The following is a 21,353-nucleotide window of genomic DNA, read 5'->3' as shown; positions in this document are numbered from 1 at the left end:
ATCCAATCAAGCGACCATGGCCTTCCGCAAAGAACTTCCCTACACCCACGGCAGTCCGGCCTCCACTGCGGTGGTGCTGGTCAACCTGGGCACGCCCGATGCTCCCGATGCCCCCTCACTGCGCCGCTACCTCAGGCAGTTCCTGTCGGACCCGCGGGTGGTGGAAATCCCGCGGGCGGTCTGGTGGTTCATCCTCAATGGCATCATCCTGCCGTTCCGTTCTTCCAAATCGGCCGCCAAGTACGCCAGCATCTGGACCGAGGAGGGCTCGCCGCTGCGCGTGCATACGCAGCGCCAGGCGGCCGCACTGGGCGTGCAGCTGGCTGCGCGCGGCCATCATCAATTGCAGGTGACGTATGCGATGCGCTACGGCACGCCTTCGCTGCCGCAGGTGCTGGACCAGCTGAAGGAACAGGGCTGCACCCGCATCCTGGTACTGCCGGCCTATCCGCAATATTCCGGCACCACGACGGCCTCCATCTTCGATGCCGTGTTCGAGCACTACCGCCAGGTGCGCAACATCCCCGAGCTGCGCCTGATCCGCAATTATCATGACCAGGACGGCTACATCCAGGCCCTGCGCCAGTCGGTGCTGGATCATTGGGAGCTCAATGGGCGCCCCGACAAGCTGGTCATGAGTTTCCACGGTGTTCCCAAGCGCACGCTGCTGCTGGGCGATCCCTATCATTGCGAGTGCTACAAGACGGCGCGCCTGCTGGCGCAGTCGCTGGGTTTGTCCGAAGGAGAATATCTGGTCACCTTCCAGTCGCGCTTTGGCAAGGCGGAATGGCTACAACCCTATACCGCCCCGACCCTGCAGGAACTGGGGCGCCAGGGCGTGCGCCGGGTCGATGTTATGTGCCCCGGTTTCACCAGTGACTGCCTGGAAACGCTGGAAGAAATCGCCATGGAGGTCAAGCATGACTTCCTGCAGGCTGGTGGCAAGGAGTTTCACTTTATTCCATGTCTGAATGAAGCCCCAGCCTGGATCGGCGGCATGGTGGAGATCGTCGAGCAGCACCTGGCCGGCTGGCCCACCATGAGCAACGGGGCGGCCCGCGACGAGGCCGCCCGGCAAGCGCTCATTTCCGCCGAACGCGCCAAGGCCCTGGGTGCCACCCAGTAATGCATTGTCATGGGGCAACAACAAGTTGCCCGGAATCGACGGAATGCCGCGTGCAGCCTGCTAGAATACGGACGGGATGCATCGTTGTTGTTTATTGTGCAACTCTTTGCCGCGCGATGGCTTGCTCTATAGAAGAACAAAGCAGCCGTTCCGCAGGTCGCCACGGCTTGCCAGCGGTTGCGACGGCAGAAGCAGGATGTCAGCCCAGAGGCAGTCTCAGAGCGTGAATTCGCCGACCAGATGGGTATAGCTGATCCAGGCGGTGGCCAAGAGGCTGTAGGCGGCGATGAGGATGGTGGCCGCTATCAGTGGCGGTTTCATGATGTCACCTTGTTGATACGATAAGTCCGAGGGCAGCCCGCTATTGGGCTAAATTCATATTAGGCCGGCATCGAGTGAACGTGAAGGCCGGCCTGGTAAACACTGTCCAAAGCGCTGTCCAACGTTCGGGATTTCACGCGGTAACGGCAGAATCAGGCAAAAAACCACTCAAAAAAGGCTAAATAGCCCTTGAAAATGCAGGGATATGCCTTACTTGAGCCGCATCTTGCGCCGGCGATACTGCACGCAATTTGCCGGATGCACGTCACCAATCGATTCGTTGGAGGTAATTCAGGAATGCAAGACATGGAAAAACAGGAAGCCCAAACCGCCCAGCAAGATCCCCAGTCGCAGGATGCCGCCGCTGCCGCCAATGCCACCGAGCAGGCTGCTCCGGCCGAGCCCACCCTGGAAGACAAGCTGGCCGCCGCAGAAGCCCGTGCTGCCGAGATGCAGGACGCCTTCCTGCGCGCCCGTGCCGAAGGCGAGAACATCCGCCGCCGCGCTCAGGAAGACATCGCCAAGGCCCACAAGTTCGCCATCGAAGGTTTTGCCGAATCCCTGCTGGCCGTCAAGGACAGCCTGGAAATGGCCCTGAAGATCGAAAACGCCTCGCTGGAATCCCTGAAGGAAGGCGTGGACATGACCTTGAAGCAACTGACCTCGGCCTTCGACAAGAACAAGCTGCAGGAAGTCAGCCCGCAAACCGGCGACAAGCTGGACCCGATGAAGCACCAGGCCGTCTCGGCCGTGCCGGCCGAGCAGGAAGCCAACACCGTCGTGGCCGTGCTGCAAAAAGGCTATATGATTTCCGACCGTCTGTTGCGCCCCGCGCTGGTGACGGTGGCCCAGGGAAAGTAAGCGGACCGGCGTCGAAGGGGGAACAGCGCCAAAGGCATCATTTTTGCTTGTTCCGGTGGTTTCGACGCTTGAAAGTCCATCTTTTCTCCACATATTAATAACATCCAAAACTACTGTAGCCCGGCATCCAGGGCTGAAAGATCGAAGGAAAAATCATGGGAAAAATCATTGGCATTGACCTGGGCACCACCAACTCTTGCGTTTCCGTCATGGAAGGCAATCAGCCCAAGGTGATCGAAAACTCGGAAGGCGCGCGTACCACGCCCTCCATCATTGCTTACCAGGAAGACGGCGAAATCCTCGTCGGCGCACCCGCCAAGCGTCAGGCGGTGACCAACCCGCGCAATACCATCTACGCCTCCAAGCGTCTGATCGGCCGCAAGTTCACCGAGAAGGAAGTGCAGAAGGACATCAACCTGATGCCCTACGAGATCGTGGCTGCCGACAACGGCGACGCCTGGATCGGCGTGCGCGACAAGAAGCTGGCACCGCCGCAGATCTCCGCAGAAGTCCTGCGCAAGATGAAGAAGACCGCCGAAGACTACCTGGGCGAAGAAGTGACCGAAGCCGTCATCACGGTGCCGGCCTACTTCAACGACGCCCAGCGCCAGGCTACCAAGGATGCGGGTCGCATCGCCGGCCTGGATGTCAAGCGCATCATCAACGAGCCGACCGCGGCTGCGCTGGCCTTCGGCCTGGACAAGGCAGAGAAGGGCGACCGCAAGATCGCCGTGTATGACCTCGGCGGCGGCACCTTCGACGTGTCCATCATCGAAATCGCCGACGTCGATGGCGAAAAGCAGTTCGAAGTGCTCTCTACCAACGGTGATACCTTCCTGGGTGGCGAAGACTTCGACCAGCGCCTGATCGACTACATCATCGAGGAATTCAAGAAGATCAACGGTCTGGACCTGTCCAAGGACGCCATCGCCCTGCAGCGCATCAAGGCCTCGGCCGAACGCGCCAAGATCGAGCTGTCGTCCTCTCAGCAGACCGAGATCAACGAGCCCTACATCGCCATGGCCAATGGCGCGCCGGTCCACCTGAACCTGAAGATCACCCGCGCCAAGCTGGAATCCCTGGTCGAGGAACTGATCGCCAAGACCATCGAACCCTGCCGCACCGCCATCAAGGATGCCGGCGTGAAGGTCTCCGACATCGACGACGTGATCCTGGTCGGCGGCATGACCCGCATGCCCAAGGTCATCGAGAAGGTCAAGGAATTCTTCGGCAAGGACCCGCGCCGTGACGTCAACCCCGACGAAGCCGTCGCCGTGGGCGCCGCGATCCAGGGTTCGGTCCTCTCGGGTGACCGCAAGGACGTGCTGCTGCTGGACGTGACCCCGCTGTCGCTGGGTATCGAAACCATGGGCGGCGTCATGACCAAGATGATCAAGAAGAACACCACCATCCCGACCAAGTTCAGCCAGGTGTTCTCCACTGCCGACGACAACCAGCCGGCCGTGACCATCAAAGTCTATCAGGGCGAGCGTGAAATGGCCGTGGGCAACAAGGCCCTGGGTGAATTCAACCTGGAAGGCATCCCGCCTGCACCGCGCGGCACCCCGCAGATCGAAGTGACCTTCGACATCGACGCCAATGGCATCCTGCACGTGGGCGCCAAGGACAAGGCCACCGGCAAGGAAAACAAGATCACCATCAAGGCCAACTCGGGCTTGAATGAGGAAGAGATCGAAAAGATGGTGCGCGACGCCGAGGCCAACGCCGAGGAAGACAAGCGCCTGAAGGAACTGGCCGAGACCCGCAACCAGGGCGACGCGCTGGTGCACTCGACCAGGAAGGCCCTGGGCGAGTACGGCGACAAGCTCGAAGGCGGCGAGAAGGAAGTCATCGAAGCGGCCATCAAGGAGCTGGAAGTAGCCCTGAAGGGTGACGACAAGGCCTCCATCGATGCCAAGACCGCTGCCCTGTCGACCGCTGCGCAAAAGCTGGGCGAGAAGATGTACGCCGACCAGCAGGCGCAAGCCGCTGCCGCCGGTGGCGCAGCCGGTGCCGCAGGCGCCCAGGCGGGTGCGGCCGGTGCCGGTGGTGCAGCCGCGAAGGACGACAACGTGGTCGACGCCGACTTCAAGGAAGTGAAGTAATCCGGGACTGACGCGTCGTTTCACCTGACGTCAGCGCTCGCGCCCGGGTGCGGTTTTTCCGCAGCCCGGGCGGATTTTTAGGAAATCAGCTCCAGCAGCATCCACCCGGCCGGGTTGTCTGATCGGCCAGGCCGGTACGCCGAGTCCGCAGTCAAAAGCTGAACTCGGCTTTTTCACATTGTTGGTTCCCGGTCGCGCAAGGGCGGCCGCAGTGCAGGCCTTCGCAGCAGCGACGGAACACAATAACAAGGTGGGTTATACAACATGGCAAAACGCGATTTTTACGAAGTGCTCGGACTGGCGAAGAACGCCAGCGACGACGAAATCAAGAAGGCTTATCGCAAGCTGGCGATGAAGTACCATCCTGACCGCAACCCCGACAGCAAGGGCGCGGAAGACAAGTTCAAGGAGGTCAAGGAAGCCTACGAGATGCTGTCGGACCCGCAGAAGCGCGAGGCCTACGACCGCTACGGACACGCCGGTGTCGATCCCAACATGGGAGCCGGCGGCGGTGCCGGCGCGGGCGGCTTTGCCGACGCCTTCGGCGATATCTTCGGCGACATCTTCGGTGGCGGCGGCGGACGTGGCGGGCGCAATTCGGGCCCGCAGGTCTATCGTGGCGCCGACCTGCGCTACAACCTGGAAATCACCCTGGAACAGGCGGCCCACGGTTTCGATACCACCATCCGTGTCCCTTCCTGGGATCAATGCGACACCTGCCACGGCAGCGGCGCCAAGCCCGGCACCTCGCCGGTCACCTGCACCACCTGCGGCGGTCATGGCCAGGTACGCATGCAGCAGGGCTTCTTCAGCATCCAGCAGACCTGCCCCAAGTGCCACGGCAGCGGCAAGATCATTCCTGAACCTTGCCCCACCTGCGCCGGTGCCGGTCGCATCAAGCGCAACAAGACGCTGGAGGTGAAGATTCCCGAAGGCATCGACGACGGCATGCGCATCCGCTCCTCCGGCAACGGCGAGCCGGGTGTCAACGGCGGTCCTCCGGGCGACCTGTATGTGGAAATCCACATCAAGCCGCATGACGTGTTCCAGCGCGATGGCGACGACCTGCATTGCGAAATGCCGATCTCCTTTGCCAAGGCAGCGCTGGGCGGCGAGATCGAAGCCCCGACCTTGAACGGCAAGGCATCCTTCTCCATCCCCGAAGGAACCCAAAGCGGCAAGACCTTCCGTCTGCGCGGCAAGGGCATCAAGGGTGTGCGCTCCGGTTATGCCGGTGACCTGTTCTGCCACGTCGTGGTGGAAACGCCGGTCAAGCTGACCGAACGCCAGAAGGAACTGCTGCGCGAGTTCGAGCAGCTGACCACCGAAGGTGGCGCCAAGCACAGTCCGCAGACCAAGACCTGGAAGGACAAGGTCAAGGAATTCTTCGAGTAAGACCGGAGCTCCTTCACACAACCGCAGCAAAGCAAAACGGCCAGCAGATCGCTGGCCGTTTTGCTGTCCGCCTAAGTCATGCTGCAGGCGGTTGATGCTTCACGCAGTCTCAGAAGCAATGCTCCTGCGCCGGGAAGCTGCCGTCCTTGACCGCAGCCACGTAGGCGCGCACGGCCTGCTCGATGCTGCCGGCGCCGTCCATGAAGTTGCGCACGAAGCGGCTCTTGTGCCCCGGGAAGACGCCCAGCATGTCATGCATCACCAGCACCTGGCCGGAGCAGTCCGGGCCGGCACCGATGCCGATGGTGGGAATGGCCAGGCGGTCGGTCACTTCCTTGCCCAGCGTGGCTGGTACCGCCTCGATCACCACCAGCGACGCCCCCGCTTGCTGCACGGCCAGTGCATCGGCGTGCAATTGCGTAGCGCCATCGCTGGTCTTGCCTTGCACCTTGAAGCCGCCCAGTTGGTGTACCGACTGCGGCGTCAGGCCGATATGGGCGCAGACCGGGATGCCGCGCTCGGTCAGGAATTTGATCGTATCCGCCAGCCATACACCGCCTTCCAGCTTGACCATCTGCGCCCCCGCCTGCATCAGCAGGGCGGCATTGCGGAAGGCTTCTTCACGGGTCGGATAGGTGCCGAAGGGCAGGTCGGCGATGATCAGCATGGTGTGGCTGCCGCGCGCCACGGCAGCGGTGTGGTAGGCCACGTCCTGGATGCTCACCGGCAGCGTCGAATCGTGACCCTGGCAGACCATGCCGAGAGAGTCTCCGATCAATACCGTCTCCAGCCCGGCGCGCTCCATCAGCGTCGCAAAGCTGGCGTCGTAACAGGTCAGCATGCTGATCTTGTCGCCCTTGGCGCGCATGGCCTGCAGGGTGTGGGTCGTCACCGGCTTGGCGCGTGCCGCGCCGGATTCCTGAAGATAGCCTGCCATTGGAAATTCAACCTCCTTGATTGAGAAAGGCGCGCTTGCCGCGCATCTCTTCGATGTGCTGCAGCAGCGTGCGCAGATCGGCGTCGTTGTGCGCCGGATCCAGGTGTTCGGTATTGACGGTCAATACCGGCGCCCCTTCGTAATGATAGAAAAACTGACTGTAGCACTCGGAAAGCCGTTGCAGGTAATCCAGCGAAATACCTTCTTCGATGGCCACGCCGCGCTCGGCAATGCGCGCCTGCAATATCTCGGGCGCGGCCTGCAGATGGATCACCAGGTCCGGCAGCCGCGCCTGCGGGCGCAACTGCAGGTACAAGGTTTCATAGAGCGCCAGTTCTTCGCCGGCCAGGGTCAGCCCGGCGAAAAGCATGTCCTTTTCCAGCATGAAATCGGCGACGAAGCGCCCCTCCAGCAGCGCCGGATCGAGCGGCGCCTGCAACTGTCGGATCCGCTGCAACAGGAAGAACACCTGGGTCTGGAAGGCATGCTGGCCGGCATTGCGGTAGAAGTCGGCCAGGAAGGGATTCTCCTCCGGCTGTTCCAGCACCACCTGGGCGTCCCACAAGCTGGCCAGGCGTTTGGCCAGGGAAGTCTTGCCGGCGCCGATCGGCCCGTCGATTGCAATGTAGCGGTAACTTTCCAGTTCCATGCGTCCTCTTTCCCCCGGCACGCCGGGTGCGGCATTGTAGTTGATTTCCCCCGACGGGCGGCACCCGCGGAAGCTTGGTTTTGTTGTAATTATTGCAATAATCCCCGTTCGCCCATCCACTGCGTCGATAACTCAAACGGAAATTGGCCTTTATTCGACGAAAGGCGACACTCGGGCAACCAGCACAATAGACTGTGGGTTGGTGCGCGCAGGATAGACCAACCCGGTGGGAGATTAGTGCCGGGTTCGCTGCAGGGCGGCATGCCGAGCAGGCGGTGCCCCGGCAGCGCGCAACAGGCGGTGTACCGGTCTGTTGTCTGTTGCCCCAAGATCGGCCAATACCTGCCGTAAACGCTGTCAAGAGCATGGTGTGCCCGTGGCGCCACGCGCATTGACCCAAGCTGAGAACAACAAATCGGGATCGTGGCTTTGAAATCGCTTCGCAATATCTTGCCAGTGCTGTGCCTGGTCAATTTGCTGCTGTTCATGATGCTGGCCCAGCACTGGTGGCTGGGTTTGCTGGTCGGCCTCCTGATCGGCGGTGCGTTCTATCTGACTTGCCTGCCGGCACCCGCCGCCGCAGACGTCTCGCGGACCGCCGTTGCCGGGGCAGCCGAGGCGCGCGAGCCAACGGGCGTCCACGCGCCGGGCGCAGCCTTGGGTGAGCCAATCCTGGTGCCTGCAATGGAACCCGTACTGGAGCCGGAATTGGCGTCCACCTCCCGCGCCACTCAGACCCTCCCGCTGGCCGACCTGCTGCGCGAAGTGCTGCCGGTGTGGCAAGGCAATGTCCAGCTGGCACGTGCACAGACCCAGTCGGCCATCGATAGCCTCACGGCCCGTTTCGTCGGCATCCACGAGCGTCTCGGTGGCACGCTGGACCCCGCCAGCCGCGCGGCCAACGGCGACATCCTGCAGACCATCCAGGATGCTGCAGAGCAACTGGGCATCATCGCCTCGGCGCTGGAAGGCATGCAGGCCGCCCGTCAGGTGCTGGCGACCCGCTTCGACGCGCTCATGGCCGCCAATGACGACATCCGCCGCCTGGCCCAGCAAAATGAACAACTGGCCGGCCAGACCGGTGTGACCGATCTCCTCAGCGATGCCCAGAGCTGGCAGGAGCTGGCCGAGCGTTCGGCCGAGAACAGTCGGCAGATCGCCGCCCGCGCCAAGGGTGCCCGCCAGCAGATCCTGGCTGCCGTCGGCAGCACCGGCGAGATGGCAGCCGGCGCCAGCGAGATCGTGGAAAACTCGCGGGCCGTGATCGACCAGATCATCGCCGACTTCCGCCAGTCCGCCATGAAGCTGACCACCACCGTGGAGGAGCTGGAAGACGAAGGCCGCGAAGTCGATCGCGAAGTCTGCGACATCCTGGTCCACCTGCAATTCCAGGACCGCATCAGCCAGATCCTGGACCACGTACAACAGGACATCGCCCGTCTGCGCGGTGCCGCCGAACCTGGCCAGGACGCGCTGCCTTCCCCCCAGCAATGGCTGGCCGATCTCGAAAAGACCTATACCACGCAGGAACAGCGTCAGATACACGCCGGCCAGCAGGGCCATCCCGCAGCGCCGTCCCAAGTGGATTTCTTCTGAGGAACCGAGATGGAAAAGAGTATTTTGATCGTCGACGATTCCTTCAGCCTGCGGCAGACCATCTCGGCCGCCTTGAGGAGTGCCGGATACCACGTGGAAGAGGCCGCTGACGGGCGCGAAGCCCTGAAGAAACTGGACGGCCGCAAGTTCAACCTGGTCATCTCCGACCTCAACATGCCCAATCTTGACGGCCTGTCCTTCGTGCGCGAGATGAAACAGATGTCCGCCTACAAGTTCACCCCCGTGATCATGCTGACCACCGAGAGCAGCGAAGCGCGCAAGCAGGAAGGCAAGGCTGCCGGCATCCGCGCCTGGGTGCACAAGCCCTTCCAGCCACCGGTGCTGCTCGATGCGGTGGCCAAGCTGGTACAACCCTGAACGCCGAACCGCCGAACCGCCGAACCGCCGAGCGATAGCCCAGACCGACAGCAAGCGACCGATAGAAAGCCGAGACCCGCCACATGCCACTGACGTACTCCGTGCAAGAGGACAGCCTACTGCTCACCGTGAGCGGCGGACTGACCATTTTCCAGGCAGCCGAGCGCAAGCCCGAGCTGCTGCACGCATTGACGCTGGTGCAGCCGCGCGTGGTGCTGGACCTGGCCGGAGTGGACGAGATCGACACCGCGGGCATCCAGTTGCTGTTGCTGCTGCGGCGCGAACTAGCCGAGCAGGACCGCCAGCTGGAGATTGGCGCCTATAGTCCGGCCGTGGTGGCGGCGCTGGACCTGCTGCAGCTGCATGAGCGATTCGGTCCTGCCGAGGTCCTGCTCCCACCAGCAGGGGAGCACGCATGAAAAAGGATTCTGCCCGCGATGCCGTGGTACAGGAAGCCCGCGAACTGCTGGTGGCGATGGAAGCCGCATTGCTGCAGATCGAGATGGAAGGTCCGACCCGCGAGTGCATCAACGCCATCTTCCGCGCCGCCCATACCATCAAGGGATCGGCCGGGCTGTTCGCCTTCGACAGCATCGTCCAGTTCACGCACCAGGTGGAGCACTTGCTGGACCTGGTGCGCCAGGATCGTCTGCCTCTGAATGGCCACCTGATGTCCTTGTTGCTGCAGTGTGGCGATTACATCGGTGAACTGGTCGATGCCATCGAACGCGGCCAGGAAGCCGAGGAACCAAATGCCGAGCGGCGCACGGCGCTGCTGGCCGAGCTGGCCCTGGTGGCGCTGACTGCAAGCACGGGCGACGCGGCCGAGGCAGCCGGCGCCGGCCAGCCTGCCGCAGCAGGCGACGCGGTGGCGGGCCAGCGGGAGGGCCTGGGTGCGATTGATGAACTCACTGCCCAGGCTCCGGCCGACTATCCCTACTGGCACCTGTCGCTGCAGTTCAACGAGAACGTGCTGCGCGATGGCCTCGACCCCCTGTCCTTCCTGCATTATCTGCGCTCGCTCGGCCGTATCGTCGCCATCCTGCCGGTGGAAAGCGGCATCCCCGATGCCGCCAGCATGGATGCCGAAAGCTGCTACCTGGGCGTGGAAATCTGTTTTGCCTCGGGCTCTTCCCGCCAGACGCTGGAGGATGTCTTCGAGTTCGTGCGTGACGACAGTCGCATCGATATCCTGTCCCCACATAGCGTGCTGGCTGACTACGCCACCGTGCTGCAACGCCTGGCGCGTGAGGATGCGGCGCGTCTGGTCGGTCTCTGGCGCCACCACGGACTGTTCAATGAAACGCAATGGCGTTGCCTGGGCGCGGCCACGGTCGACGAGGCCGCCGTGTCGGTAACCCCCGTGGCCGCACCCGATGCGCGCCAGCGGCCGCGCCTGCTGGACGAACGTCGTGCGCAGGAGCAGAAGTTCATCAAGATCGAAGTCTCCAAGCTCGATCAGCTGATCGACCTGGTGGGCGAGCTGGTGATTGCCGGTGCCAGTGCACGACTGATTGCGCGCCGTCGCAAGGACAGCCAGTTCGAGGAAGCGACCCAGGCCATCGACGGCCTGATGGAACAGATCCGCGATGCTGCCCTGACCTTGCGCATGGTGCAGATCAATGAAGTGTTCCAGCGCTTCCCGCGCATCGTGCGTGACATTGCGCGCGACCTCGACAAGGACATCGACCTCATCATGACCGGCTCCGATACCGAGCTGGACAAATCCATGGTCGAGCGCCTGGCCGATCCGCTGATGCACATCGTGCGCAATGCCATCGACCACGGTATTGAACCGGCCAACGAGCGCCTCGCCGCCGGCAAACCACCCAAGGCCACCCTGCGCCTGAATGCCACCCACGAATCGGGCAGCGTGTTGATCGAAGTCATGGATGACGGACGCGGCATGGACCGCGACCGCATCCTGGAAAAGGCCGTGGCACAGGGCTTGACCAGCGGCGACGAAGACCTCAGCGATGCCGACATCTATCGCTTCGTCTTCGAGCCCGGTTTTTCCACGGCCCGGCAGGTGACCGAATTGTCGGGACGCGGGGTCGGCATGGATGTGGTCAAGCGCAATATCGAGGCCTTGCATGGCGAGGTCTCCATCGATACCGAAGGCGGGCGCGGCACCGTGGTGCGTATCCGCCTGCCGCTGACGCTGGCCATCATCTCCGGATTCCAGGTGGTGGTGGGCAATGCAGTCTTCGTGATCCCGCTGGACATGGTGGTGGAATGCATCGACATGCCGCCCCACCAGAGCGGCAGCCACATCGTGGCGGTACGCGACGAACCCTTGCCCTTTGTCCCGCTGCGCGAGCTGTTCGACCTGCCTGAGCGCCAGCAGGGCCGTGCGCGCAAGAGCCTGGTGATTGTGCAATACGGCCAGCTGCGCGCAGGTTTGCTGGTCGATGGTTTGCTCGGCGAATGCCAGGCGGTGATCAAGCCGCTGGGCAGGCTGTTCGGCAAGGTCAAGGGACTGTCGGGATCGACCATCCTCGGTGACGGCCGGGTGGCGCTGATCCTGGACATCCCGCACCTGGTCCATCACACCCAGCAGCAGGAACAAGGCAATACGGCGGTCTACGCCGAACGCGGCGTGACGTCCGCGCAATGACGAGTGCAGCACAAGGGGACGCGAGCATGCAAGAATCGATGACCAACAGAATGAGCATCAAGCAGATCTTCATCTGGCTGGCAGTGGTGCTGTCCATCCTGGTGGCGGTGGTGATCAGTCTCACCGATACCCTCAGGCAGGCCAACACGGCCCTGGAGCATGCCCACCAGTCGCGCTATTCGTCGGCTGCGCTGGCCAATGAGCTGCGCCGGACCACCGAGGACATGACCAAGTTCGCGCGTGCCTATGTGACCACGGGTGATCCCAACGACGAAGATCGTTACTACATGATCCTGGATATCCGTAACGGCAAGCGTCCTCGTCCTGCCAACTATGACCGCTTCAACTGGGACCTGGTGAGCGCCCGCAAGCTTCCGCTGGAAGCGGGTGCCCAGGCGGTGCCGCTGTCCGAGCTGATGAAGCGCTCCGGCTTCACCGAACAGGAATTGGCCAAGATGCAGGAAGCGCTGAAACTGGCCGACCAGCTTTCGCGCATCGAGATCACCGCCTTCCACGCCGTCAAGGGCGAGTTCGACGATGGCGAAGGCAAGTACAGCGTGGTGGGCGCGCCCAACCAGGCCATGGCGCAGGAGCTGGTGTTCGACCAGACCTATCGCACCCTGTTCGGCAAGGTGATGAGCCCGGTCAATGATTTCCTGCGCCTGGTCGATGAGCGCACCCAGGCCCGTGTGGTCAAGGCCGGTACCGACTACGCGGAACTGGAACAGAAGATATTCTGGCTGCTCACCGCCTCGGTGGTGGTGCTGTTCGCCTGCCTGGGGTTTGCCTATCGCACCATCCGTTCGCAGATCGGGGGCGAACCGCGTGACGCCATGAGCGTGCTGCGCCGGGTGGCCGAGGGCGACCTCACCGTGACCGTGCCGCTGCGCAAGCGCGACAAGGTGAGCGTGCTCTACAGCACGCAACAGATGGTCACCAAGTGGACCGACGTCATCGGCGATGTCAGTGGCACGGCCAGCGCATTGGCCTCGGCATCGGAGCAGATTTCATCGTCTTCCCAGGCGCTGTCGCACAATGCTTCGCAACAGGCTGCCAACGTCGAGGAAACCAGTGCCTCGGTGGAAGAGATCACCGCCACCATCGCCCAGAACGCCGACAACGCCCGCACCACCGATGGCATCGCCAGCCTCTCGGCCAATGCCGCTACCGAAGGTGGCGAAGCGGTGCGCGAGACGGTGGCTGCGATGAAGCAGATCGCCAGCAAGATCGGCATCATCGACGACATCGCCTACCAGACCAACCTGCTGGCGTTGAATGCGGCCATCGAAGCGGCACGTGCCGGCGAGCATGGCAAGGGCTTTGCCGTGGTCGCCGCCGAAGTGCGCAAGCTGGCCGAGCGTTCGCAGACCGCCGCCCAGGAAATCATTGCCGTGGCCGAGAACAGCGTGGGCCTGGCCGAAAAGGCCGGCGGCCTGCTCAACCAGATGGTGCCGTCGATCCGCAAGACTGCCGACCTGGTGCAGGAGATCGCTGCGGCCTCGGCCGAGCAATCCACCGGTCTGGAACAGATCAACAACGCCGTGCACCAGATGGCGCAAACCACCCAGATGACGGCCTCGGCCTCGGAAGAACTGTCGGCCACCTCGGAAGAGATGAGTGCCCAGGCCATCCATCTGCAGGACCTGATGCGCTTCTTCCGCGTGGGCGAGATGCAGAAGATGCCACCGCGTGGCGACAAGCCCGGCGAACCCCGCACCCCTGGTGTGAAGCACGAGCGGGTGCGCCGGCTGTCCATGCTGGATGTGGACGAGAACGAGCCCGGCGTGGACGAGTCCGCCTTCAAGCGTTTCTGAGGTCGCAAGCCATGAGCAAGATTGCATCCACCCTCACGTCAGCGCCCATACGGCGCGCAGTAGACCGGTCCGGCTCCCGCCGGCACAGCCAGGAGAGCAGGCCATGCCCAGCGTATCGTTGAACGGCGAATCGGCCCGCAAGCGGCAACAGGAAGAAGTCATCGAGACCCGCCAGTTCCTGACTTTCCTGGTCGGTGCGGAATGCTTTGCCATGCCCATCGTCAACATCCGCGAGATCATCGAATTCGGTGGTCTGACCGAAGTGCCGTTGATGCCCGAATTCCTGCGCGGGGTGATCAACCTGCGCGGCTCGGTGGTGCCGGTGATCGACCTGTCGGTGCGTTTCGGTCGCCCGCCCACCGTCGAGGCCAAGCGTACCTGCATCATCATCATGGAACTGGTGCAGGACGAGCAGATGCTGCTGCTGGGCGTGATGGTCGACGCGGTCAGCGCGGTGCTGAGCATCGGCGTGGATCACATCGAACCACGGCCCTCCTTTGGCGCCGGCATCCGGGCCGATTTCATCGAGGGCATGATCAACGTCAGCGAGCGTTTCGTGGTGGTGCTGGACGTGCAGCGCGTGTTGTCGGTCGATGAGCTGGCCAGCCTGCTGGGCATGAGCGCCGACGACGCCCTGGGTGGAGTGCCGGTGCTGTCGGTCCAGGCTACGCGGGAGTAGCGGCCATGGCCAGCATCGGCGGTTCCGGCGGCATCACCCACCCCCACCTGGGCGGCAGCACAGGCCTGGGTCTGCAACTGGACGACGAGGTCAGCGATCACGACATGCAGCTGTTCCAGCAGTTGTTCAAGAAGCATATCGGCCTGCACCTGCCGCTATCGAAGAAGGCCCTGCTGCAAAGCCGCCTGAGCAACCGCGTGCACGAGCTGGGCCTGCGCGAGCTGGGCCAGTACTATGCCCTCATCAGCAGTGAGCAGGGTGGCCAGGAGCGGCAGCGCGCCATCGACCTCATCACCACCAACGAGACCTACTTCTTCCGCGAGCAGGGTCATTTCGATTTCCTGGCCGACGAACTGTTGCCGCTGTGGAGCGAACGCAAGACCCTGCGCGTCTGGAGCGCCGCCAGTTCCACCGGGGAAGAGGCCTATACCCTGGCCATGCTGCTGGACCATCACCGGCCCACGGCATCGTGGTCGGTATTCGGCTCCGACATCAGCACGCGGGTCCTGCGTTTCGCCCGTCGCGCCTTGTATCCGATGGCGCGCGGCCAGAACATTCCGCGCCCTTACCTGCGCCGCTATTGCCTGCTTGGTACCGGGGAATACGAGGGCCAGTTCCTGGTGCAGGCCGACCTGCGCGCCAAGGTCGAGTTTGCCCAGCGCAACCTGACCGCACTGCATGCCCATGACGATGGCATGTATGACCTGATCTTCCTGCGCAATGTGATCATCTATTTCGATTGCGAGACCAAGCTCAAGGTATTGCGCGACGTGATTGCGCGCTTGCGCCCGGGCGGTTATCTGGTGGTCGGGCATTCGGAATCCCTGCACGGCATGGAGCTGGACCTGCTGATGCATTCACCCTCCATCTACCGCAGGCCGCAATGAACGCGCCGCCGGCAATCCGGGTCATGGTCATCGATGACTCTTCGGTGGTACGGCAGTTGATGCAACAACTGCTGGCGCAGACTGCCGACATCCGTGTCATCGGCACGGCGCCCGATCCGGTGTTTGCCTTGCGCAAGATGCATCAGGAGTGGCCGGACGTGATCCTGCTGGATATCGAAATGCCGCGCATGGATGGCATCACCTTCCTGCGCCAGATCATGGCCACCCGACCCACGCCGGTCATCATGTGCAGCGCGCGCGCCGGCGACAGCAGCCAGGTCGCGGCCGAAGCACTGGCGGCCGGCGCGGTGAGCGTCATTGCCAGGCCGCAACTGGGTGTGCGCGAGTTCCTGCAGGAGGCCGTGGTCGAACTGGCCAGCGCCATCCGCACCGCGATGCAGGCCGGACCCGGTAGCCGCAATGGCGGCGTAGCCACCCCGGCGCTGACACGGTCCGTTCCACAGCTGTCCAGGCTGAGCCCGGTCAAAGCAGCATCACGTGAAATACTGCATGATGCGGGTTGGACCTCGGGCTTGCAGCGCTACACCGCCGATGCCGTACTGAACCCGCCAGGGCCGGAAGACGGCTACCGCCCACCGACGGCACGCGTCGTCGCCATCGGTGCTTCCACCGGTGGACCGCAGGCGCTGGAGCAGGTGCTGGGCCGGCTGGACCGGCGTTGTCCCGGCATCGTGGTGGTGCAGCACATGCCCCAGCGTTTCACGCGCAGCTTCGCCGAGCGGTTGCATCGTCTCTCGGGAGCCGAGGTCAAGGAAGCCGAGCATCTCGACGTGATCCTGCCCGGACGCGTATTGATCGCGCCGGGCGGCAAGCACCTGGTCGTGCGGCGCGATGGCCTGCAGTACTATGTGGAAACATTGGAAGGGCCGCTGGTGAGCCGGCACAAGCCATCGGTGGATGTGCTGTTCCGCTCGCTGGCGAAGGCCGCCGGCAGCAATGCAGTAGGCATCATCATGACAGGCATGGGGGACGACGGAGCGCGGGGAATGCGGGAGATGGCCGATTGCGGCGCCGCGACCTACGCCCAGGACGAGGCCAGCAGTGTGGTCTTCGGCATGCCGAAAGAAGCGATACACATGGGGGGCGTCGGTGATGTCCTCCCGCTCGACAATATCTCTGCCGTGATCGAAAAATATGCCTCTAGAGAATCTCAATGAGCTGATCGAATCCGCGCTGGTCGTCGACGACAGCGCCCTGCAGCGCGGCCATAGCGTGTCGCTGCTGCAGGAGCTGGACGTCGATCTGATCTACGAGGCCGGTAACGGCAACGAGGCGCTGGATCTGCTGGCACTGCTCAAGCTGCCTCCCGGGCTGGTGGTGATCGACCTGGAAATGCCGGGCATGGATGGCATCGAGCTGATCCAGCAATTGCAGCAGAAGGGCATCGATATTCCGCTGATCGTGGCCTCCAGTCGCGAGACTTCCTTGCTGCTGTCGGTGGAAACCATGATCCATGCGCTGGGCATGAACCTGATCGGCGTCCTGCAGAAACCACTCAACCTCGGCCAGTTGCGCGCCGCGCTGCAAGGTTTCCGCCGTCATGGTGGCGATGCCCATGCGCATGATGATCCCTTGCCCTCGATGTGCGAGACTGATCTGGGCGTTGCCATTGATGGTGGGCAGGTGCTGCCTTACTTCCAGCCCAAGGTGGATGTGCAGACCGGCATCCTCAAGGGTGTCGAGGCACTGGCGCGCTGGATTCATCCGGAACGCGGCATGGTGCCGCCGGACCGTTTCATTCCCCTGGCCGAGCAGTGCGGCCTGATCCACGACCTGACCATCAGCATGATGGACCAGGCCATGGCGCAGGCGGCGGTGTGGCATAGCCGGGGGCTGGCGATCAAGGTGGCGGTGAACCTGTCGCCGCTGTCGCTGGAGCAACCCGACTTCCTGCATCGCATCCTGGAACTGGTGGACAAGCATGCCTTGCCGGCCGAGAACGTGGTGCTGGAAATCACCGAAAGCTCGGTGGTCGCGCACAAGGGAAATTCCCTGGGCATGCTGGCGCGTTTGCGGCTCAAGGGCTTCGGCCTGTCGATTGACGATTACGGCACCGGCTTCTCATCGATGCAGCAACTGGCCCGCATCCCTTTCACGGAACTGAAGATCGACCGTTCCTTCGTGCATGGTGCGCATGATCGCAAGAACTTGCGGGTGATCCTGCAATCCGCGCTGGACATGGCGCAGCGCCTGGAACTGGTGACCGTCGCCGAAGGTGTGGAGACCATGGAAGACTGGCGCCTGCTGCAGGATTTCGGTTGCAGCCTGGGGCAGGGCTACCTGATCGGCAAGCCCATGCCGGCCAATGAGCTGTCGCTGTGGCTGAAGGGACATCATCGCCGCCTGCACGAGTTGCGACCGCTGGGACGCGGGGCGGCTACGGGCGGGGTCGCGTAGGCGACGGACAAGGCCGCAGGGGAGGGGTCACAGCCTGCTGACCGGCTGATCCGTGATGGCATCCAGAAACGGGCGGGCCGCTCCCAATCCGGGAATTTCCACCGTTTCATCGATTTCCAGCATCGGCGCCAGCACGAAGGCGCGCTGTGCCATACGCGGATGGGGAACGGTCAGTTCCGCGCTGGCGATGCTGGCATTTCCATACATCAGTACATCCAGATCGAGCGTGCGCGGCGCGTTGCGATAGGGTCGCTCGCGCCCGTGCTGCAGTTCGATCGCCTGCAAGGCGTGCAGCAGCTCCAGTGCGGGCAGGGTCGTGCTGACCAGCACCACCGCATTGACATAGTCGTCGCCGCTGGAGTCGATGGGGGCGGTGCAATACAGCGAGGAGCTGTGCATCAGGCGTGACTGCGGCAATCCTGCGAGCCGCGCGATGGCCTGCTCGACCGTGGCCCGGGCGTCGCCCAGATTGCCGCCAATGCCGATCCAGGCCAGGGTCTCGGGCCGGTTCATGCCTGCTTACTGGTCGTCGCCGGTGGGCGCTGCATCGGGGCCCGCGCCGCCGGTGCTGGTGCGGCTGCGGCGACGACGGCGCTTGGGCGCTTCGGCGCTGCCGCCTTCACTGCCTGCTTCGCCAACTGCCTCGGCGGGCGCCGCGGCAGGCTTCCTGGCTGGCGCGTCGGCCACTTCTGTCGGCGCGGCCTGCTGTTCATCACCGCCCTCATTGCCGCCGCTGTCGCCGACGGACTTGCTGCGGCTGCGGCCACCGCGTCGCTTGCGCTTCTTGGGGCCGGCGCCGGCACTGCCGCTGGCAGTATCGGCCGGCTTGCGGGCGATCAGTTCTTCGCGTTCCGCAGCGTTGCCGGCGATGAAGGCTTCCCACCATTCGCCCAGTTCAGCATCGAGTTCACCGGATTGGCAGCGCAGCAGCAGGAAGTCGAAACCGGCACGCAGGCGCAGGTGTTCCAGCAGCTTGTAGGGGGCCTTGCCGACACGGCGCTCGAAGCGTGGCTGCATGGCCCAGATGTCACGCATGTCCGAGGCGATCTTGCGCTGCAGGGCCAGTTTCTCGGTCTGGGCATCCAGCACATCGTCAGCGGCGAGGTGCAGGGCAGGAATCGGGTATTCGCCGGCAGCCTGGTAGGCGCGCCATTTCTCCAGTACCTGATGCCACAGCAGCGAGGCGAACAGGAAGCCCGGAGAGACACCCTTGCCTTCCTTGACGCGGGCGTCGGTATTGGCCAGCGCCAGGCTGACGAATTTCTCTCCCAGGGGCTGTTCCAGCACCACGTCCAGCAGCGGCAGCAGGCCATGGTGCAGGCCTTCCTTGCGCAGTTGCTGCAGGCAGGCCAGGGCATGGCCGCTCATCAGCAGCTTCAGCATTTCATCGAACACGCGTGCGGCCGGCACGTTGTCGATCAGCGGTGCCATCACGCGGATGGGGGCGCTGCTGGCCGGGTCGATGCTGAACTTGAGCTTGGCCGCGAAGCGCACCACGCGCAGCATGCGCACCGGGTCTTCGCGATAGCGCGCTTCGGGCTCGCCGATGATGCGCAGCTTCTTGTCGCGGATGTCGGCGATGCCGCCGTGATAATCCAGCACCGTCTGGCTGGCCGGATCGTAGTACATGGCGTTGATGGTGAAGTCGCGTCGGGTTGCGTCTTCATGTTGTTCGCCGAAGGTGTTGTCGCGCAGCACGCGGCCATGTTCATCCTTGGGCGCAGCTTCGGCCGAGGCGCCACGGAAGGTGGTGACCTCGATCAGTTCCTGACCAAACATGACATGGACGATCTGAAAACGGCGGCCGATGATGAAGGCGCGCCGGAACAGTTGCTTGACCTGTTCCGGGGTGGCGTTGGTGGCGACGTCGAAGTCCTTGGGCTTGATGCCCAGCAGCAGGTCGCGTACTGCACCGCCGACGATGAAGGCCTTGTAGCCGGCATCCTGCAGGGTCTGCGTCACGCGCACCGCATTGGGCGAGACCAGCGCTGGGTCGATACCATGCTGCTTGGGGCCGAGCACGTCGGGTTCGATCTTGCCGCCTGCAGTGCCGGCCTTGGCCCGCGATTTCTTGACCGGTTCGGCGCTCTCTGCGGCTGCAGCAGCCTTGCCGCGGCCCAGGATGGAGCGAATCAGTTTCTTGATCATTGCACGTGGCCGTCGGCGAAGAGGTTCAGTACCGGCCAGCCACGGGACTGTGCATGCGCCAGCAGCTTGTCGTTGGGGTTGGTGGCGATGGGGTCGGTGACGCGTTCCAGCAGGGGGATGTCGTTCTGCGAATCGCTATAGAAATAGCTGCGCTCGAACTTGTCCAGGGTATGGCCCAGTTGGTCCAGCCAGGCTTCGGTATGGACGATCTTGCCCGGGCCGAAGGTCGGCGTGCCGCGCAGCTTGCCGGTGAGGTTGCCCAGGGCGTCCAGCTCCGGCAGGGCGGCGATGAGGTGCTCCACGCCGAAATGCGAGGCGATGGGCTTGGTCACGAAATGGTTGGTGGCGGTGACGATGGCCACCAGGTCGCCGGCGTCCAGATGCTTCTTCACCAGGGCCACGGCTTGCGGCAGGATGGCCGGCTTGACCACTTCTTCCATGAACTGCTGGTGCATCTCGTCGAGTTGCTGGCGCGGGATGCGCGACAGGTTGCCCAGCGCGAACTCCAGGTAGGCCACCGGGTCCAGCGTGCCGTTCTGGTAATGGGCGAACCATTCGTCATTGGCTTTCCGGAAGCTGTCGGCATCCACGGCGCCGATGCGCGCCATGAATTCGCCCCACTCGTGGTCGGAGTCGAGCGGCAGCAGGGTATGGTCGAGATCGAAAAGGGCGAGGTTCATTGTTCTCCGGATTCCTGTTGTAACAGTTCGCGTAGCAAGGGGAGGGTGATGGCGCGCTTGGTGGCCAGCGAGTAGCGGTCCAGCGCGTCGAGCATGCGCGACAGCGAAGGCATGTCGCGCCGGTAGTGGGTGAGCATGTACATCATCACGGCCGGGGGGATTTCCAGGCCGCGGTCCAGCGTGATCTGCAGCAGGGCGGCGATCTTCTCGTCATCCGAGAGGTCATGGACCTGATAGATCAGGCCCCAGCCCAGCCGGGTGCGCAGGTCTTCGCGCAACTCCAGGCGGGTGGGCGGCAAGGTGCCGCTGCAGACCATGCAACCGCCCTGTTCGCGGATCTGGTTGAACAGGTTGAAGGCAGCGATCTGCTGCTCCTCGAACAACTGGTCCACATCGTCGAGCAGGTAATGGCTGGTGCGGGGGCTGTATTCGAAGGCCGACTCGGGCGAGTCGGCGTGGATCAGGCGGGCGTGATTGCCTTCCTGGGCGGCCTTGGTGGCCAGGGCGTGCAGCAGGTGGCTCTTGCCGGCCCCGGCTTCGGCCCAGAGGTAGATGAAGCGATCGGTGCTGGCACTGCCGGTATGGGTGGATTTGCCCACGCCGGCAGAGGCCAGCAGCTTCAAGCGCTCCAGCAGTTCTGCGTTGCGGCCGGTCACGAAGCTGTCGAAGCTTTGCGGCTGGTCCGCGCTCAAATCGAGCGGAATCTGTTTCATCGGCGTGTATCAGCTACGGGTGCCGCAGT

General features: G+C 63.4%; 19 protein-coding genes. 13 read left to right on the top strand and 6 right to left on the bottom strand.

Features of this window, described 5'->3' with window-relative positions; genetic code table 11:
* Positions 1-16: 16 nt before the first annotated feature.
* The 4 genes from hemH to dnaJ all read left to right on the top strand — a co-directional run bounded on the left by hemH (position 17) and on the right by dnaJ (position 5,808).
* Entirely contained in the window at positions 17-1,126 is a 1,110-nt protein-coding gene (gene hemH, locus BTM36_RS18620; protein ID WP_077237436.1) for a ferrochelatase, read from the top strand.
* Positions 1,127-1,744: 618 nt separating this feature from the next.
* On the top strand, positions 1,745-2,308 hold the full coding sequence (gene grpE / locus BTM36_RS18615; RefSeq protein WP_077237435.1) for a nucleotide exchange factor GrpE: 564 nt from the start codon (positions 1,745-1,747) through the stop codon (positions 2,306-2,308).
* A gap of 155 nt (positions 2,309-2,463) precedes the next feature.
* Entirely contained in the window at positions 2,464-4,413 is a 1,950-nt protein-coding gene (gene dnaK, locus BTM36_RS18610) for a molecular chaperone DnaK (protein WP_077237434.1), read from the top strand.
* Positions 4,414-4,677: 264 nt separating this feature from the next.
* On the top strand, positions 4,678-5,808 hold the full coding sequence (gene dnaJ, locus BTM36_RS18605) for a molecular chaperone DnaJ (protein ID WP_006461791.1): 1,131 nt from the start codon (positions 4,678-4,680) through the stop codon (positions 5,806-5,808).
* 109 nt (positions 5,809-5,917) lie between these two features.
* Here the strand turns inward: dnaJ and panB are convergent, their stop codons facing one another.
* Together panB and BTM36_RS18595 are read right to left on the bottom strand one after the other, a co-directional pair.
* Complete coding sequence (gene panB, locus BTM36_RS18600) at positions 5,918-6,745, bottom strand: 3-methyl-2-oxobutanoate hydroxymethyltransferase (RefSeq protein WP_006461790.1); 828 nt, start codon at positions 6,743-6,745, stop codon at positions 5,918-5,920.
* Between the two features lie 7 nt (positions 6,746-6,752).
* Positions 6,753-7,394 (bottom strand): deoxynucleoside kinase, encoded by a 642-nt coding sequence (locus BTM36_RS18595; protein WP_006461789.1) that lies wholly within the window; start codon positions 7,392-7,394, stop codon positions 6,753-6,755.
* 429 nt (positions 7,395-7,823) lie between these two features.
* Here BTM36_RS18595 and BTM36_RS18590 point away from each other — a divergent pair, with 429 nt between their 5' ends.
* From BTM36_RS18590 to BTM36_RS18550, 9 genes are all read left to right on the top strand, one after another.
* Positions 7,824-8,990 (top strand): chemotaxis protein, encoded by a 1,167-nt coding sequence (locus BTM36_RS18590; RefSeq protein ID WP_077237433.1) that lies wholly within the window; start codon positions 7,824-7,826, stop codon positions 8,988-8,990.
* A gap of 9 nt (positions 8,991-8,999) precedes the next feature.
* Entirely contained in the window at positions 9,000-9,368 is a 369-nt protein-coding gene (locus tag BTM36_RS18585; RefSeq protein WP_077237432.1) for a response regulator, read from the top strand.
* Between the two features lie 83 nt (positions 9,369-9,451).
* Positions 9,452-9,787, top strand: coding sequence for a lipid asymmetry maintenance protein MlaB (locus BTM36_RS18580; protein WP_077237431.1), 336 nt, complete (start codon positions 9,452-9,454; stop codon positions 9,785-9,787).
* On the top strand, positions 9,784-11,985 hold the full coding sequence (locus BTM36_RS18575; RefSeq protein ID WP_077237430.1) for a chemotaxis protein CheA: 2,202 nt from the start codon (positions 9,784-9,786) through the stop codon (positions 11,983-11,985). Before BTM36_RS18580 ends, BTM36_RS18575 begins: the two co-directional genes overlap by 4 nt.
* Positions 11,986-12,011: 26 nt before the next feature.
* Positions 12,012-13,799: a methyl-accepting chemotaxis protein gene (locus tag BTM36_RS18570; RefSeq protein ID WP_077237429.1), complete on the top strand. Its 1,788-nt coding sequence runs from the start codon at positions 12,012-12,014 to the stop codon at positions 13,797-13,799.
* A gap of 103 nt (positions 13,800-13,902) precedes the next feature.
* The gene (locus tag BTM36_RS18565; protein WP_077237428.1) at positions 13,903-14,478 is read left to right on the top strand and encodes a chemotaxis protein CheW; all 576 of its coding nucleotides are present in this window, start codon (positions 13,903-13,905) and stop codon (positions 14,476-14,478) included.
* A 5-nt stretch (positions 14,479-14,483) separates the two neighbouring features.
* A complete protein-coding gene (locus BTM36_RS18560) occupies positions 14,484-15,365 on the top strand; it encodes a protein-glutamate O-methyltransferase CheR (protein WP_077237427.1) in 882 nt (293 codons plus the stop codon).
* Positions 15,362-16,543, top strand: a complete 1,182-nt coding sequence (locus BTM36_RS18555) for a chemotaxis response regulator protein-glutamate methylesterase (RefSeq protein ID WP_077237426.1) — start codon at positions 15,362-15,364, stop codon at positions 16,541-16,543. Before BTM36_RS18560 ends, BTM36_RS18555 begins: the two co-directional genes overlap by 4 nt.
* Entirely contained in the window at positions 16,521-17,783 is a 1,263-nt protein-coding gene (locus tag BTM36_RS18550; protein ID WP_077237425.1) for an EAL domain-containing protein, read from the top strand. The genes BTM36_RS18555 and BTM36_RS18550 overlap by 23 nt, the downstream gene beginning before the upstream one ends.
* A gap of 27 nt (positions 17,784-17,810) precedes the next feature.
* On the opposite strand, the gene folK is transcribed toward BTM36_RS18550, so the two are convergent.
* From folK to hda, 4 genes are read right to left on the bottom strand one after another with little or no spacing between them, the layout of a single operon-like run.
* Positions 17,811-18,296, bottom strand: coding sequence for a 2-amino-4-hydroxy-6-hydroxymethyldihydropteridine diphosphokinase (gene folK / locus BTM36_RS18545; protein WP_077237424.1), 486 nt, complete (start codon positions 18,294-18,296; stop codon positions 17,811-17,813).
* A 6-nt stretch (positions 18,297-18,302) separates the two neighbouring features.
* Complete coding sequence (gene pcnB, locus BTM36_RS18540) at positions 18,303-19,931, bottom strand: polynucleotide adenylyltransferase PcnB (protein ID WP_077237423.1); 1,629 nt, start codon at positions 19,929-19,931, stop codon at positions 18,303-18,305.
* Entirely contained in the window at positions 19,928-20,611 is a 684-nt protein-coding gene (locus tag BTM36_RS18535) for an HAD family phosphatase (RefSeq protein ID WP_006461777.1), read from the bottom strand. The genes pcnB and BTM36_RS18535 overlap by 4 nt, the downstream gene beginning before the upstream one ends.
* Complete coding sequence (gene hda / locus BTM36_RS18530; protein WP_077237422.1) at positions 20,608-21,324, bottom strand: DnaA regulatory inactivator Hda; 717 nt, start codon at positions 21,322-21,324, stop codon at positions 20,608-20,610. Before hda ends, BTM36_RS18535 begins: the two co-directional genes overlap by 4 nt.
* Between the last annotated feature and the right edge of the window lie 29 nt (positions 21,325-21,353).

The organism is Herbaspirillum sp. VT-16-41 (assembly GCF_001994935.1).
GTDB classification, from domain to species: Bacteria; Pseudomonadota; Gammaproteobacteria; order Burkholderiales; family Burkholderiaceae_D; genus Herbaspirillum; species Herbaspirillum frisingense.
This window is presented reverse-complemented; position numbering and strand designations above follow the sequence as displayed.